The following is a 13239-nucleotide window of genomic DNA, read 5'->3' as shown; positions in this document are numbered from 1 at the left end:
CAGTGGATTTGCGGGGTTAGCGTTTGTCGAGCCGGCGCGCGGCGGTGTTGCCGATGAATTGAATGAGCTGCACCAGCGCGATCAGGATCGCGACGGTCAGCACCATCACGTCGGTCTGGAAGCGGTAGTAGCCGTAGCGGATCGCCAGGTCGCCGATGCCGCCACCGCCGACGACGCCGGCCACGGCGGAGTACGAGAGGAAGCTGATCGCCAGCACCGTCAGCGCGCCGGCCAGGCCCGAGCGGGCCTCGCGCAGCAGCACGCGGGTGATGATCTGGAACTCGCTGGCGCCCATCGCCTGCGCCGCTTCGATGACGCCGCGCGGCACCTCGCGCAGGCATTGCTCGACCAGGCGGGCGAAGTAGGGGATGGCTGCGAAGGACAGCGGCACGGCCGCCGCCAGTGGGCCGATCGAGGTGCCGGTCAGCACCCGCGTGAACGGCACCAACGCCACCAGCAGGATGATGAAGGGGAAGCTGCGCACCGTATTCACGAGCCAGTTCAGCAGGCCGGAGACAGGCCCAGGCTTCAGGCGGAACAGAAGCACGCCCAGCGGACCGCCGAAGGCCAGCGCCGCGGCCAGGCCCACGCCCAACATCAGCGCGGTCTGGCCGATGGCCAGCACCAGATCGGGCAGCAGTTCGACGATGTGATCAGGCAACTCAGGCATAGGCCACCTCGCGCGCCAAGGTGCTCTGGCCCTGCGCGGCCTCGGCCACGGCGAACTGCTCGACGATGCGGCCGTTCTCGACCACCGCCGCCTGCCGGCACAGTGCCTGCACGACCGGCAGCTCGTGGGTGACGATCACCAGCGTGACGCCCAGCCGCGCGTTGATGTCGGCCAAGGTGGCGAGCAGTTCGCGCGTGGTCTCGGCATCGAGCGCCGAAGTCGGCTCGTCGCACAGCAGCACGGCCGGCCGCGGCGCCAGCGCACGGGCGATCGCCACGCGCTGCTTCTGGCCGCCGCTCAACTGCGCCGGATAGCTGGCCGCCTTGTCCTGCAGGCCCACCAGGGCCAGGCATTCGTCGACGCGGGCCGCGATCTCGGCGCGCGAGGCCTTGCCGTCCAGCCGCAGCGGGAAGGCGACGTTCTCGGCCGCGGTGGCGTTCTGCAGCAGGTTGAACTGCTGGAAGATCATGCCGATCTGGCGCCGCGCGGCGCGCAACTCGGTGCTGCCCAGGCGCGTCAGCTCCTGGCCCGCGACGAACACGCGGCCGGTGTCGGGCCGCTCCAGCAGATTGATCAGGCGCAGCAGGGTGGACTTGCCGGCGCCGCTGCGGCCGATCAGGCCGAGGATCTCGCCCTCGCGCACCTGCAGGCTGACGTCGCGCACGGCGGCGAAGCTGCCGAAGGATTTCGACACGCCATCGAGTCGGATCAGCGGATGGGGAATGCTGCCGATGACGCTCATCTTCAGGAGTACGAAGTCGGTTCGGGGATGCGGCCTTCGAGCCGGAAGCGGCCCAGGTCGCGCAGCTTGTAGTCGACCGGGTCGTGCAGCGTGTGTACGCGGGCGTTGCGCCAGAAGCGGTCCAGGCCGAAGCGGGCCGAGGTGCTGCGCGCGCCGGTCAGCTCGAACAGCTGCGTGCTGACCTCCAGGCCCGCGCGGTGCGCCAGCACCTTGGCCTCGGCGCCGGCCACGGCCACTTCGCCGCGCTCCTGCGCCGTCAGCGCCTCGCCGCGAGCCAGCGCAGCCTCCAGCCGGCGTACCGCCGCCTCGGTGACCGCCTGCGCCGAGCGCACGTACAGCCACAGGTCGCCGTAGCGCTGCTGCACATAGGGGTCGTCCGCCGCGCGCTCGACGCCCGAGGCGAACCAGGGCCGGCTCTGCGTCAAGGTGTAGCGGCGCGCCTCGTCGAAGGCACCTTCGGCGATGCCGAGGTAGAGGTTGGACATGATCAGCTGCGCGATCTGCGAGCGCAGGGTGGCGCGCGGCGTGCTGGCGACGCGGGGCTGCTGGAGTAGTTCGTCATCGGCCAGCCAGACATCGACGAAGCGTACGCTGCCGCTGTCGGTCTGGCGCTGGCCGAAGGCGTCCCAGTCCTGGCTCACCTGCACGCCCTCGCGGCGCGTCGGCACGATGCCGATCAGCAGGGCGCCGTCGCGGGTGAGCGCCGAGACGGTCAGCCGGTCGGAACCCAGCGCGCCCGAGCAGAAGCCCTTGATGCCTTCGAGCCGCCAGCCGCCGTCGACCTTGCGGGCCAGCAGGCGCGTGTCGGCCGGGTTCAGCGCATTGCCCCAGAACAGGCGCTGCTCGGCCGTCTCGCGCAGGTGGCGCGCACCGTGAGCGATGGCTGCGGGGCCGCCGTAGAGCTGCACGCCGAAGAGCTGCAGATGGTGGAAGCCGAACAGGTGTGCCAGCGCGCTGTCCACCTGGGCCAGCTCGCGCAGCGCGCGGTAGAAGTCGGTGAGGCTGCCGCCGAGGCCGCCCAGCTCGCGCGGGATCGTCAGCGCCAGCAGGCCGCTGGCGCGGATCAGCTCGCGCTGTTCGGCGGCATGCCCGCCCTGGCGATCGCGCTCGACGGCGGTGGCGGCGAGCTGCTCGCGCAGCCGGGCAAGACCTGGCCCCGTCGGGTCATCGGGAGCGGCGCCAGGCGCCGTGGCGGATTGAAGGAAGACGGTGTCGGTGCTGCTGCTCATGGGGCCGCAGTCTTGCGGAAGCCGTGGCCGCGGTGAAGCGACTAAAACGGCTATGCATCTGCGGCCTTCGCATGAAGATGCTCAATCGGCGATGTCGGCCAGCGCCTGTCGGGCCTCGGATCGGGCAGGCTGCACCTGGGCCAGTTCGCCCAGCAACGCTCGCGCCTGCGTGGGCTGCATCGGCCCCAGCGCCATCGCCATGCGCAGCAGCGGGTCGTAGGCGGGGCGGAAGTCGGGGCTGGTGTGCAGCACCTCCAGCAGCGGGCGCTGCAACTGGGCCAGCATCTGGCGGACGTCGGCGCTGGGCCGCACGCCGCGGCCGATATCCAGGTAGCGCTGGCGGGCCGACCAGTAGGCGGCCAGTCGTGGCGAGTCGGTGCCCGTCAGCTCGGTCGGCGTGATGCGGACCTGGCCGAGCAGCGCGATCAGGCGGTCCTGCGGCTCGGCATCCGGTGCGTAGGTGATGCGTGGCGCCCGGTAGGCGACGACCGGGCGATCGTCGGTGTTGGCCGGCGCGTCGCCGGCGAAGGCGCGCAGCGCGGTCGGGCCGGCGACGAAGCTGCCGAGCAGCGCGTACTCGTCCTCGATGCCGAAGTCGGCCGGCGGCTCGGGCCAGGCGGCGGTCTCGATGCGGCGGCGCAGCGTTGTGGCGTCGAAGCCGGCGTGGCTCACCAGGCCCAGCACCGGCGTGGCGAGGCTGTTGCTCGCCAGCAGTGCCGTGCCCTGCGGGTACACGGCAACGAAGGAGCGGACGATGCTGCGCAGCGTTTCCAGGTCGAGCTGGTGCAGCGGCAGCCATTGGCAGAACAGACCGCCATCGGCCAGCCGCTCGCGCACGGCGGCGAAGTGCTCCACCGTGTACAGCGAGCCGGAGCCGCTGCGCGCCGGGTGGAAGTTGTCGGACACGATCACGTCGTAGCGCTGCCCGGCGGCACGCACATAACGCCGCGCATCGGCGGAGCGCATGTGCAGCGCACGCGGCGCCGGATCGAGTTGCTCGGTGAAGTGCGCGGATGCGGCGATCACCTCGGGCAGCAGCTCCACCGCGTCGACGGTGAGGGTCGGGTCCTGTGCGGCGGACGCCGCGGTGACGCCGGTTCCCAGGCCCAGGAACAGCGCATGCTGCGGGGCCGGGTGCAGCAGCAGCGGCAGCAGCGCCTGGCGCGCATCGACGAGACGGCTCGTGCTGCTGCCTTCCTGCTGGCGGTTGTTGATGCGCAGGCGCGATACGCCCTGCGCGTCCTCGACGACGCTGACCGCGGCCATTGCGCCATCGGCATAGCTGACGATGCGGCCGCCCTCGGGCAAGTCCACGAAGGCCAGCGGCGGCGCGAACAGGACCAGCGCGGCGGCGGCGCCGGCCGGCAGTGCGGCGAGCATCGGCCGGGCCACCATTGCCAGGTAGCCGGCGGCGACGAGCAGCAGGCACAGCTTGGGGCCCAGCATCGGTGCCAGCAGAACGCCGAAGAGGAGCGGCGCCAGCGCGGCACCGGCGGTGTTGAAGCCCAGGGCGCGGCCGAAGCCGGCGCCGCCAGCGTTCGCCTCGTCGGCAAGCTGGCTGAACAGCGCGCCCATCGCCAGCGTGGGCAGCAGGAAGGCGGCGATGGCCAGCGCCGCTTCGCCGGCGACGGCGCCCGCCATGCTCTCGGGCAGCATGGACGTCACGGCGAGCTTCAGCGCATCCGCCGCCCAGAGGCTGGCCGTGCCGAGCAGGCATGTCGTGGCCAGCGCGGTCAACAGTGCATCGCGCGTGGCCCGCCCGCGCAGCCAGCGCGCCCAGGCCGCCGCGCCCAGCGCACTGCCCACCAGATAGACGGCCAGCAGCAGCGCGAAGGTGTAGACCGTGTCCTCGGCCACCTGGCTCAGCACGCGCACGACCAGCACCTCGTAGCCGATGCCCAGCAGGCCGGTGGCGAACAGGCGCAGCAGCGGGCCACGCGCCGTGGCGTCACCGCCCGCCGGCACCGCACTGCTGGCGGGGAAGATCTTCCACGCTGCCGCTGCGCAGAACAGGTTCAGCGCCACGCAGAGACCCGCCGTGCGCGCCAGGCCCCATTCGGGCACCAGCCAGAAGGCGGTGGCCAGCACGCCCAGCACCGCGCCGAAGGTGTTGAAGGCATAGAGCAGCGCGATCGAGCGGCGGCCTTCGGCGGCGACCAGCCGCTCCATCGCTGGCAAGGTCGCGCCCATCGCCGCGGTGGCCGGCAGCAGCAGCGCGAAGCTGCCCAGGAAGGCGACCGTCCACTGCCAAGCCGGGGCGGGCTGCTCGCCGATCAGCCGCGCAGCCCAGGCGCTGAACGGTGCCATGCCGAAGATCAGCACCAGGCCCCAGGCGGCGATCAGCAGCTCGCAGCCCGCGTACCAGTGGCGCGGGCGCGCGCTGCGCTCGATACGCGGCCCGAGCGCCAGCGCACCCAGCGCGAGGCCGCCGAAGAAGGCCGCGACGACGGCCAGCACGGCGGCGGCCTCGTGCCCCAGCCACAGCGCGCCCTGCTGGGTCCAGACGATCTGGTAGCCGAGCCCGGCGAAGCCGGATGCGGTCATCAAGGCCGCAGGCAGGAATCTCCTCATCCGCTGAACCGCACCGTGTAGCCCCAGGATTCCAAGCGTGCCGGGATCGCATTGAAGGCCAGGCTGATCCGTCGATCTCCGGCGTTAGGCGGCACCGCGTGCATCAGGTAGCTGGGGAACAGCACCATGTCGCCGGGGCTCGGGTCGGGGCTGACCCATTTCTCTGCGTTGTAGGCGCTGGTGGCGACGCCGTCGTGGTCGTTCTTGAACGAGAAGTCGTGGCCGCCGGGTGACTTCATGAACACGGTGCGGGCGGACTCGTGTGTCGGCGTCAGGTAGATCACGCCGGAGCAGAAGCTGTTGGCGTGGTTGTGCATCGCCTGGTGGCCGCCGTGGTCCAGCACGTTGACCCACATCTCCTTGATCGACCAGCCCATGCGCTCGCCGAACAGCAGCGCGCCGAACTCGCCGATCTTCGGCGTGACGAGGCCTGCCACATCGACCAGCAGCGGGCTGTCGGCGGGCTTGAGCATGCGCGTGTGCGAGAGCTTGGCGCTGGAGTTGTTGTCCTGCACGGCCATGCCGCTGAAGTGCGCCGCCAGCGCGACGACCAGCGGCGGCGGCAAGGCGCCGGGCACGCGCATGAAGGGGGTGGGGAAGAGCGGAATGATCTCGTCCATGAATCTCGTCAAGCAAAGATGGCGGCGATGCGCAGCCAGGACCAGTAGGCGGCGCAACTGCCGATCACGTAGAGCAGCGCCGTGCGCAGCTTCGCCAGCGCCGGCCAGCGCGCGGCCAGCTTCCACAGCAGCCAGCACAGCCCCAGGGTCATCAGCTGGCCGATCTCCACGCCGACGTTGAAGGTCAGCAAGGCCACCGGCAGATGCTGCGCGGGCTGGCCGATCTCCTTCAGCGCGCCGGCGAAGCCCAGGCCGTGCACCAGGCCGAACAGGAAGGCGATCAGCGCCGGCCAGCGCCGCGCCAGCGTCTGCCGCGAGTGCAGCGCCTCGCCGGCCACCAGCACGATGGACAGGGCGATCGTCGCTTCCACCGGCGGCGGGCGCAGCACCAGGAGGCCCAGCGCGCTGCTGGCCAGCGTGAGGCTGTGCGCGGCGGTGAAGGCGGTGATGGTCCACAGCAGCTGGCGGCGGAAGCCGACCAGGAACAGCAGGCCGATGACGAACATCAGGTGATCGATGCCGGTCAGGATGTGTTCGACGCCCAGGACCGTGTAGGCGGTGGCGATCTCACTCCAGCCGCGCTGGTCGTCGGCCGAGCCGAACAGGTGGACGCTGGGCTGCGCGGCGGTGAGCGTGTAGACGCGGGCCTGGCCGTCGAGCCAGTAGACCTTGACCAGCGCGGCCGAATAGGTACGGCCGACGCCGTCGATCGACAGCTCACCGCTGAGCCCGTCGGCGCCGCAGTGAAGCACGTTCTGCTCCTCGCTGTCGAGCCGGCACTGCTCGGGCCAGCGCGGCAGCAGCTGGTCGGCGGCGGCGCCTTTCTCGGTGGCCATCCATTGCCAGATGAATTCGCCGCGCGAGGTCTCGCGCAGCTGCATCTCGGCCATGCTCATCTCGTGCGCGCCGGCGGGTCGCAGTGCGCAGGTCAGGGTCAGCAGGATCAGCAGCAGGGCTCTCATGGCGTGCTGGTCCGGATCGTGTACTTCTTCGCCAGGGTGGCGACGGCGGCGCTGCGCTGCTCGGAGAGCACGGCGTCGGTCCAGTCCTGCACGATCACATTGCGCAGCACGGTGAAGTCGGCGGGTTTGGCCGGCGTGGCGGCGTCGACGCGGATCGCGCGCCAACCGTCCCTGGTCTGCAGCGCGCGCCATTCGCCGGGGGGCGTGCCTTCCAGCGCCTTGACGAAGTCGGCGCCATAGGCCGGCTCCAGGCTCTCGCGCGGGCGGTTCTTGAACACGCGCAGGCCCGCCTTGGCATCGCCCGGCGTGCCGGCATTGAGCGCGGTGACGAAGGCGCGCACCTCGGCCTCGGCCGGCTTGCCTTCCAGCGCGGCTTCCTGGAAGTCGTAGCGGGCCGGGTCGTCGTACTTGTCGCGGTGCGCCTCGAACCAGGCGCGCAGCGTCTTGTCCTCGATGGGCGGCAGCTTGACGTTGGCGTCGACGACGCTCAGCGCCTTGAAGATCACGCGCTCGCGGATCGAGGGGTCGCCGCGATCCACCTGCATCGACAGGCCCTCGCGGTACAGCACCTCGTTGTCGAGCCAGACGCGGCGCAGCGCGGCCAGTTCCTCGGCGTTCGGATCGCGGCCGCGCGAGGCCTTGAAGACCGAGACGGCTTCCTTGTCGACGTCGGCGCCGACGACGATGGTCATCGGGTCGTCCGCGCGCGAGACGAGGAAATGATCGATGGCGAACAGCAGCGCGCCGAGCACGGCGAAGTGCAGCAGCGGCTCGCGCAGCCAGCCGGGCAGGGGGCGCCGCGGCGTGGCGGGATGGACGGTGTTGTCGAGGCTCGTGTCCATACTCGTATTCAGGAGGCTTCAGAAATCAAAAGGCGCCGCACGGCGAACCGTGCGGCGCGAGGACATCGCGTTGCAATGGCGATGGAGAAAAAGGAAACGTATCGCTATCTGATCAGCAACTTATTTCAGGCCGGCGACGGTGGTGCCGCCCTGGACTTCAACGTAGATCGGGTTGCTGTAGAACCACAGGTCGGACCAGGCGGCCACGTCGTAGGCCACCATCTTCTTGCCGCCCACGACCGGCAGGTGTGCCGGGCAGCCGTCGATCGCCGTGCCGGTGTAGGTCGTGCCGGTGGCCGGCACGTTGGTGCCGACGGTCTTGCACTCGATGCGCAGCTTGCTGCTGTCGTTGGCGTTCGTGTAGAGGTCGGCCAGCGGGTTGCCGTTGGCGTCGGTCTCGTAGGGCACGGCGGCGGGCATGTTGGTGCCGCGCAGACGCACGTACTGCGAAGCCTGCACCGCCGGGATGCGGTAGGTCATCTTCACGAAGGCGGTGTTGTCCACGCCGGACTGCACCGTCGTCCAGGCGCCGTTGCCGGTGCCGGCGAAGGTCTTGATGACCGCGGCCGAGGTGTTCTTCGCGCCGGCGGGGACGACGGACAGGTCGGCCGTCGTGCCGTCAGTGCGCAGCCAGGCGGTGTTGCGCGGCCATTCGCCCGAGTAGTCGGCAGCACCCGGCGTCTTGTAGCCGGTCACCATGCCGCGGATCAGGTCGACGTGGTCCAGCACCGGCTGGTTGATCGGCTGGTTGATGCCCACTTGCGCCAGCGAGGGGTTCGGGAAGGTGTAGGGCGAGTAGTTCGTGCCGGCCGGGTCGCGGGCGACGATGGTCACGACGATCTCTGCGCCCGGGCGGACGACGAGCTTCTCGCCCATCGTGGCGCAGCCGGCGGTGTCGATGTCGGTGTTGTTCGTGGCGGCGGCCACGGCAATCGCTTCCACCGATGCGTTCGTGCGCGCGGCGATGCCGGCGTAGGAAGCGCAGGCGACGAAGGCGAGGCGGTCGATCAGCTGGCCGTTGGCGACGAAGCTGTTGCCGGTGCGCAGGCCGTCGACGATGGTCTGCGGGCGCAGCTTGTTGCTGCCGTTGCGGACCATCACGTAGTCGCGGGCGTACTCGCCGGGGTAGAAGTCCTGCGTCGAGCGGCGGTCATCCGGGCCGAAGCTGCCGCGGTTGTGCCAGTCGGAGCTGGCGAAGTACCAGAAGTTGCGGCCTTCGCCGAGCAGCGCGTCCCACACGCCGCCGATCTGGCCGGCGTAGACGCCGGTGCCGCCGTAGGTCGTGCCGCCGACGGAGTCGACGATCACGCCGCCGCCGAAGTTGTTGCGGTTGACCTGGTACTCGCCGCGGTTGGCCGAGGCGCCGTGGCCCGGCTGCGACTCGAAGCCGAAGGCGATGGCCGGGGCGGTGTTGTTGAAGTTGCGCAGGTGCTCGATGTTGAAGCCCTGGTTGCCGTCGGCGAAGAAGGGGCCTGCGCGCTCCAGGTGGGCCGGCACGTAGTAGCTGCCGTTGGCGTGGTTGGCCTTCATCCACTTGAGCGCTTCCAGCGTCTTCAGGTGGCCCTTGGTGCCGGTGCCGGCGCCGCCTGCGGGAAGCAGCTTCTGGGCGGTGGCGTTCCAGCTCTCGTCGGCGGTGCTGTTGCTGCCGGGGACCGCGCAGTTCCAGTTGTTGCCGACCGAGGAGCCGGTGATGTTGCCGCGGCTCTTGTCGGTGTCGCCGCGGTCGAAGCAGTAGGACCACTGGGCCAGCGCGTCGGCATTGCCGAGGGCGGTGTAGGCGCCGCTGGCGGGCAGTGAGGCCGTCTCGGTGGCGAGCGGGATCTGGCCGGTGATGACCGACATCGAGGTGTGCTCGTGGCCGGCGACGACCGATTCCATGCCGATGAAGACCGGCAGGTTGTTGCGGCTGTTCAGGTACTCCACGACCGGGTACTGGTATTCCTGCAGCGACTGCCAACGCCACATATTGCCGTTGCCGCCCACGCCGCCGCCGTCACCCTTCAGGTTGGCTGCGCCGATGCTGTCGGTCCAGGTCGTCGTCGGGCCCTTGCCGGCGACGAAGGGATAGGCCGGGGTGGACAGCGTGGCGTCCTCGACCAGCGTGCAGTTGCGGTTGCCGTTGCCGCCGTGGCCGGCTTGCACGAACCAGTCCAGGCCCCAGGGCGTGTCGCCCTTGTCGGTGGACTTCTTGATCAGCTTCTGCATCGAGATCGAGCCGTCCGAGCAGGTCGTGTGGTTGTGGAAGTCGCCGGTGACGTACTTGCCGGGCGTCTTGGTGCCGGCGCTGGCGACGGTCGGTGCGACCGACAGGGTGCTCGTGGCGAGCAGGGCGAGAGCGGCCAGGGCCACGTCGCGCTTCGCGAATCGTTGAGTCATGTTTTTTGCCTCGTTCGGGGAAGTGAAGAACCGTGAAGAAGAACGTGCAAAGGCTAAGCAGAAGCTTTGACGTCAACGTGACACATCCGCGTGATCCCAACGGCCTGGACCACGGGCAAACCCGCATGCGGCCCATGCTGCTTCGTCATTTGGCTGTCGCGGTCGGCTGCCTAGACTGCGCTCGCCGCTGGAGTCGCCAGCCCCGTTTTTCCTTCATCAATCCAACGTTCTCGCAGGAGAGATCCATGACTCTGATCCGCAAGCTGGGCCTTGCCGCCCTGGCCCTGGCCGCCGCGCCGGCCTTCGCCGCCACCACGACGATCGACTTCGAGGGCGCCACGTCCTTCGCGTCCGTCGGCGATTACTACAACGGCGTGGCCGGCCCGAACTGGGGCATCTCGTTCACCGACTCCGCGCTGGCGCTGTCCAACGACGAGCTGGGTCCGTACTTCTCGCACGCCCCGACGAACGGCACGGTGATGTTCGCCGCCGATGCGCCGACGATCATGAACGTCGCCGCCGGCTTCACCGGCGAACTGTCCTTCTGGTACTCGGCCCAGGCCTCGGAACTCGACGTCGTGACGATCTACGGCGGCGCCAACGGCACCGGCGCTGAACTCGGCTCGGTGAGCCTGAGCAAGAACGCCCAGCTGGGTGGCTGCACCGACTCGGGCTTCTGCAGCTGGCAGCGCATCACGCTGAGCTTCACCGGTACCGCGCAATCGGTGTCCTTCGGCGGCGTGGGCAATGCGGCCTTCGACAACATCACCGTCAACACGGTCAGCGCCGTGCCGGAACCCGCCACCTTCGGCATGCTGGCCTTCGGCCTGGCCGGCCTGACGGTCGTCGCGCGCCGCCAGCGTCGTTCGTGATCGGACGCGACCTCGCCATCGCCGCCGGCCTCGTGCTGGCGGCGAGTGGCGCCAGCGCCAGTGCGGCCTCGCGCTGCGAGGCGCCGGACACGCCCGGTGACTATCGTGAGGTGTCCTGTGCGCTGCCCGCCAGCGCGCAGAAGCTGCGCTTCGTCGCCCGTTTCTCCGGCGGCCATGACGACACGCAGGCCTGGCTGGAAGCCAGCCTCGACGGCGAGCCGCTCGCCTGCGCGCCGGGCAGCAAGCCGCGCCTGATCGGCGAGGACGGCAATGTCTTCATCGACTGCCGCGTTGCGCTGGTCGAGGGCAGCGCCGCGCGCAAGCTCGAGATCGCGCTGAAGTGGAGCCACGCGCAGTACACCGGGATCGAGCTGGTGGACGATTGAGCTGAGCTGCTGAAAGTTCAAGACAGAAAAGGGCGGACCTCGCGGTCCGCCCTTTTTCCCTTTTGCTTGTGCCGTCCGAATCAGAACTCTTGCGACACCGGGCGGATCACGATCTCGTTGATGTCCACGTCGGCCGGCTGCTCCACGGCGTACACGACCGCGCGGGCCACGGCATCGGCCGGGATCTGGTTCGCTTCGTAGAAGGCCTTTACGCCGGCTGCGGAATCCGGGTCGGTCGTGCCGTGCTTCAGCTCGGACTCCACTGCGCCGGGCGACACCGTGGTGACGCGGATGCTCGGGCCCGATTCGATGCGCAGCCCTTCGGAGATGGCGCGCACGGCGAACTTGGTCGCGCTGTAGACGGTGCCGATGGGCGTGAACACCTTGATGCCGGCGATCGACGAGATGTTGATGATGTGGCCGCTGCCCTGCGCCTGCATGCGCGGCAGCACGGCGGCGATGCCGTAGAGCACGCCCTTGATGTTGACGTCGATCGTGCGGTCCCACTCATCGACCTTCAGCTTGGCGATGGGCGAGAGCGGCATCACGCCGGCGTTGTTGACCAGCACGTCGATGCGGCCGAAGGCCTCGACGGTGGCGGCGGCGAGCTTCTCGAGGTCCTCGCGCTTCGAGACGTCGGTGGCCACGGCGATGGCCTGGCCGCCGGTGGCGCGGATGTCGTCCACCAGCTTCTGCAGGCGGTCGACGCGGCGGGCGGCCAGCACGACCTTGGCGCCGCGGGCAGCGAGGTGCAGGGCGGTCGATTCGCCGAGGCCGCTGCTGGCGCCGGTGACGATGGCGACCTTGCCGGAGATGTTGAGCTGTGTCGATGCATTCATGGCGAAATCCTTTCGTGGGTAGGTGTTCGAGCTGTGGAACGCCTGCAGTTTCGGGATTCGCCGTGGCTGCGTATATGGAATTCCGGCGAGTTGAGAATTCCCATATCTGGAATACTTGCGCGCATGAACAACCGCCTGGAATCGCTGCGCATCTTCTACACGGCCGCGGCCGCCGCGAACTTTCGCGAGGCGGCGCAGCGCCTGGCCGTGTCGCCGCAGGTCGTCACGCGCGCGGTGCGCGAGCTGGAGGACGAACTGGGCGAGTCGCTCTTTCATCGCAGCACGCGCGGCGTGCGGCTGACGGACTTCGGCGCCGCGCTGGCCGAGCGCGCGCGCGTTGCGGTCGGCGGCGTGGACCAGCTGTTCCAGCGCATCGACCGGCGCACCTTGTCGCAGCATGCGGGCACGGTGCGCGTGGCCGCACCCGGCGTGCTGGGTCGCCAGCACATTCCGCGCATGCTGGCGCCGATGCTCACTGAGCATCCGGGCCTCGTGCTCGACCTGCGCCTGTCCAACCGGCTGGCCGATGTGGTGGGGGAGAAGATCGACGTGGGCGTGCGCGTCGGCCCCTTGCGCGACAGCCGCTTCGTGGCCAAGCCGCTCGGCACGATGTCGCTGTACACGGTGGCCGCGCCCAGCCTGCTGGCCCGTGTCGGCGCGCCGGCCTCGGTGGCCGAGCTGGAGAAGCAGCCGCTGACCGCGCTGATCGATCCCAACTCCGGCCGGCCCTATACCTGGGACTTCTCGCGCGATCGCAAGTTCACGCCGGCAACGCCGGTCTTCGTCACCGACGACCACGACGCGGAATGCGCGGCCGTGGTGGCGGGTCTTGCCTTCGGCCAGATCGTGGCGCCGCTGGCGGACCCGTGGATAGCGTCCGGGCAGCTCGTGCGTGTGCTCGAACGCCACGACCCCACGCCCTGGCCGGTCTACGTCTACCGCGTCCAGCGCTCGCCGGTGCCCGCCCGCGTGCGGCTGGTCTACGACGCCTTGATCGAGGTGCTGCGCTGATCGCTGGCTACAATCCGCGCTCCGGAGATGGCATTCCTCCGTGAACCGCCTCACGGCCCGCGCCGTGACGCTGATGATGCCTACATCGTCCTGGGAGACCAGGGCCTTGTGGGTGCGCA

At 69.7% G+C, this 13239-nt stretch carries 12 protein-coding genes and 1 riboswitch; of the genes, 3 read left to right on the top strand and 9 right to left on the bottom strand.

Features of this window, described 5'->3' with window-relative positions; translation table 11 throughout:
• Positions 1 to 16: 16 nt before the first annotated feature.
• From SNE35_RS04320 to SNE35_RS04285, 8 genes are all read right to left on the bottom strand, one after another.
• Positions 17 to 670, bottom strand: coding sequence for a methionine ABC transporter permease (locus SNE35_RS04320; protein WP_431312709.1), 654 nt, complete (start codon positions 668 to 670; stop codon positions 17 to 19).
• Positions 663 to 1412, bottom strand: a complete 750-nt coding sequence (locus SNE35_RS04315; protein WP_320421633.1) for a methionine ABC transporter ATP-binding protein — start codon at positions 1410 to 1412, stop codon at positions 663 to 665. The genes SNE35_RS04320 and SNE35_RS04315 overlap by 8 nt, the downstream gene beginning before the upstream one ends.
• Positions 1413 to 1414: 2 nt before the next feature.
• On the bottom strand, positions 1415 to 2641 hold the full coding sequence (locus SNE35_RS04310; RefSeq protein WP_320421632.1) for an acyl-CoA dehydrogenase family protein: 1227 nt from the start codon (positions 2639 to 2641) through the stop codon (positions 1415 to 1417).
• A gap of 81 nt (positions 2642 to 2722) precedes the next feature.
• The gene (locus tag SNE35_RS04305; protein ID WP_320422353.1) at positions 2723 to 5185 is read right to left on the bottom strand and encodes a fused MFS/spermidine synthase; all 2463 of its coding nucleotides are present in this window, start codon (positions 5183 to 5185) and stop codon (positions 2723 to 2725) included.
• A 23-nt stretch (positions 5186 to 5208) separates the two neighbouring features.
• Entirely contained in the window at positions 5209 to 5832 is a 624-nt protein-coding gene (locus SNE35_RS04300; RefSeq protein WP_320421631.1) for a TIGR02466 family protein, read from the bottom strand.
• An 8-nt stretch (positions 5833 to 5840) separates the two neighbouring features.
• The gene (locus SNE35_RS04295; RefSeq protein WP_320421630.1) at positions 5841 to 6794 is read right to left on the bottom strand and encodes a HupE/UreJ family protein; all 954 of its coding nucleotides are present in this window, start codon (positions 6792 to 6794) and stop codon (positions 5841 to 5843) included.
• A complete protein-coding gene (locus tag SNE35_RS04290) occupies positions 6791 to 7636 on the bottom strand; it encodes a peptidylprolyl isomerase (protein WP_320421629.1) in 846 nt (281 codons plus the stop codon). The genes SNE35_RS04295 and SNE35_RS04290 overlap by 4 nt, the downstream gene beginning before the upstream one ends.
• Positions 7637 to 7756: 120 nt before the next feature.
• Positions 7757 to 10012, bottom strand: a complete 2256-nt coding sequence (locus tag SNE35_RS04285; RefSeq protein WP_320421628.1) for a CehA/McbA family metallohydrolase domain-containing protein — start codon at positions 10010 to 10012, stop codon at positions 7757 to 7759.
• A gap of 245 nt (positions 10013 to 10257) precedes the next feature.
• On the opposite strand from SNE35_RS04285, the gene SNE35_RS04280 reads away from it, so the two are divergent.
• Both SNE35_RS04280 and SNE35_RS04275 read left to right on the top strand, forming a co-directional pair.
• A complete protein-coding gene (locus SNE35_RS04280) occupies positions 10258 to 10884 on the top strand; it encodes a PEP-CTERM sorting domain-containing protein (protein WP_320421627.1) in 627 nt (208 codons plus the stop codon).
• Positions 10881 to 11270: a hypothetical protein gene (locus tag SNE35_RS04275; RefSeq protein WP_320421626.1), complete on the top strand. Its 390-nt coding sequence runs from the start codon at positions 10881 to 10883 to the stop codon at positions 11268 to 11270. Before SNE35_RS04280 ends, SNE35_RS04275 begins: the two co-directional genes overlap by 4 nt.
• A gap of 80 nt (positions 11271 to 11350) precedes the next feature.
• Here SNE35_RS04275 and SNE35_RS04270 read toward each other — a convergent pair whose 3' ends face one another.
• Positions 11351 to 12109, bottom strand: a complete 759-nt coding sequence (locus SNE35_RS04270) for an SDR family oxidoreductase (protein ID WP_320421625.1) — start codon at positions 12107 to 12109, stop codon at positions 11351 to 11353.
• Positions 12110 to 12232: 123 nt separating this feature from the next.
• Here SNE35_RS04270 and SNE35_RS04265 point away from each other — a divergent pair, with 123 nt between their 5' ends.
• Positions 12233 to 13120, top strand: coding sequence for a LysR family transcriptional regulator (locus SNE35_RS04265; RefSeq protein ID WP_320421624.1), 888 nt, complete (start codon positions 12233 to 12235; stop codon positions 13118 to 13120).
• 14 nt (positions 13121 to 13134) lie between these two features.
• Positions 13135 to 13210, top strand: a riboswitch (Fluoride riboswitch).
• Positions 13211 to 13239: the final 29 nt, after the last annotated feature.

It is taken from the genome of Roseateles agri (assembly GCF_034043675.1).
Lineage (GTDB): Bacteria > Pseudomonadota > Gammaproteobacteria > Burkholderiales > Burkholderiaceae_C > KK5.
The sequence above is the reverse complement of the archived record's forward strand: the minus strand, read 5'-3'. Positions and strand labels throughout refer to the sequence as shown.

Coding starts and splice junctions, on each gene's coding strand:
- SNE35_RS04290 (WP_320421629.1), bottom strand. CDS start 7,636: ATGGACACGAGCCTCGACAACACCGTCCATCCCGCCACGCCGCGGCGC.
- SNE35_RS04265 (WP_320421624.1), top strand. CDS start 12,233: ATGAACAACCGCCTGGAATCGCTGCGCATCTTCTACACGGCCGCGGCC.
- SNE35_RS04300 (WP_320421631.1), bottom strand. CDS start 5,832: ATGGACGAGATCATTCCGCTCTTCCCCACCCCCTTCATGCGCGTGCCC.
- SNE35_RS04270 (WP_320421625.1), bottom strand. CDS start 12,109: ATGAATGCATCGACACAGCTCAACATCTCCGGCAAGGTCGCCATCGTC.
- SNE35_RS04295 (WP_320421630.1), bottom strand. CDS start 6,794: ATGAGAGCCCTGCTGCTGATCCTGCTGACCCTGACCTGCGCACTGCGA.
- SNE35_RS04320 (WP_431312709.1), bottom strand. CDS start 670: ATGCCTGAGTTGCCTGATCACATCGTCGAACTGCTGCCCGATCTGGTG.
- SNE35_RS04310 (WP_320421632.1), bottom strand. CDS start 2,641: ATGAGCAGCAGCACCGACACCGTCTTCCTTCAATCCGCCACGGCGCCT.
- SNE35_RS04305 (WP_320422353.1), bottom strand. CDS start 5,185: ATGACCGCATCCGGCTTCGCCGGGCTCGGCTACCAGATCGTCTGGACC.
- SNE35_RS04280 (WP_320421627.1), top strand. CDS start 10,258: ATGACTCTGATCCGCAAGCTGGGCCTTGCCGCCCTGGCCCTGGCCGCC.
- SNE35_RS04285 (WP_320421628.1), bottom strand. CDS start 10,012: ATGACTCAACGATTCGCGAAGCGCGACGTGGCCCTGGCCGCTCTCGCC.
- SNE35_RS04315 (WP_320421633.1), bottom strand. CDS start 1,412: ATGAGCGTCATCGGCAGCATTCCCCATCCGCTGATCCGACTCGATGGC.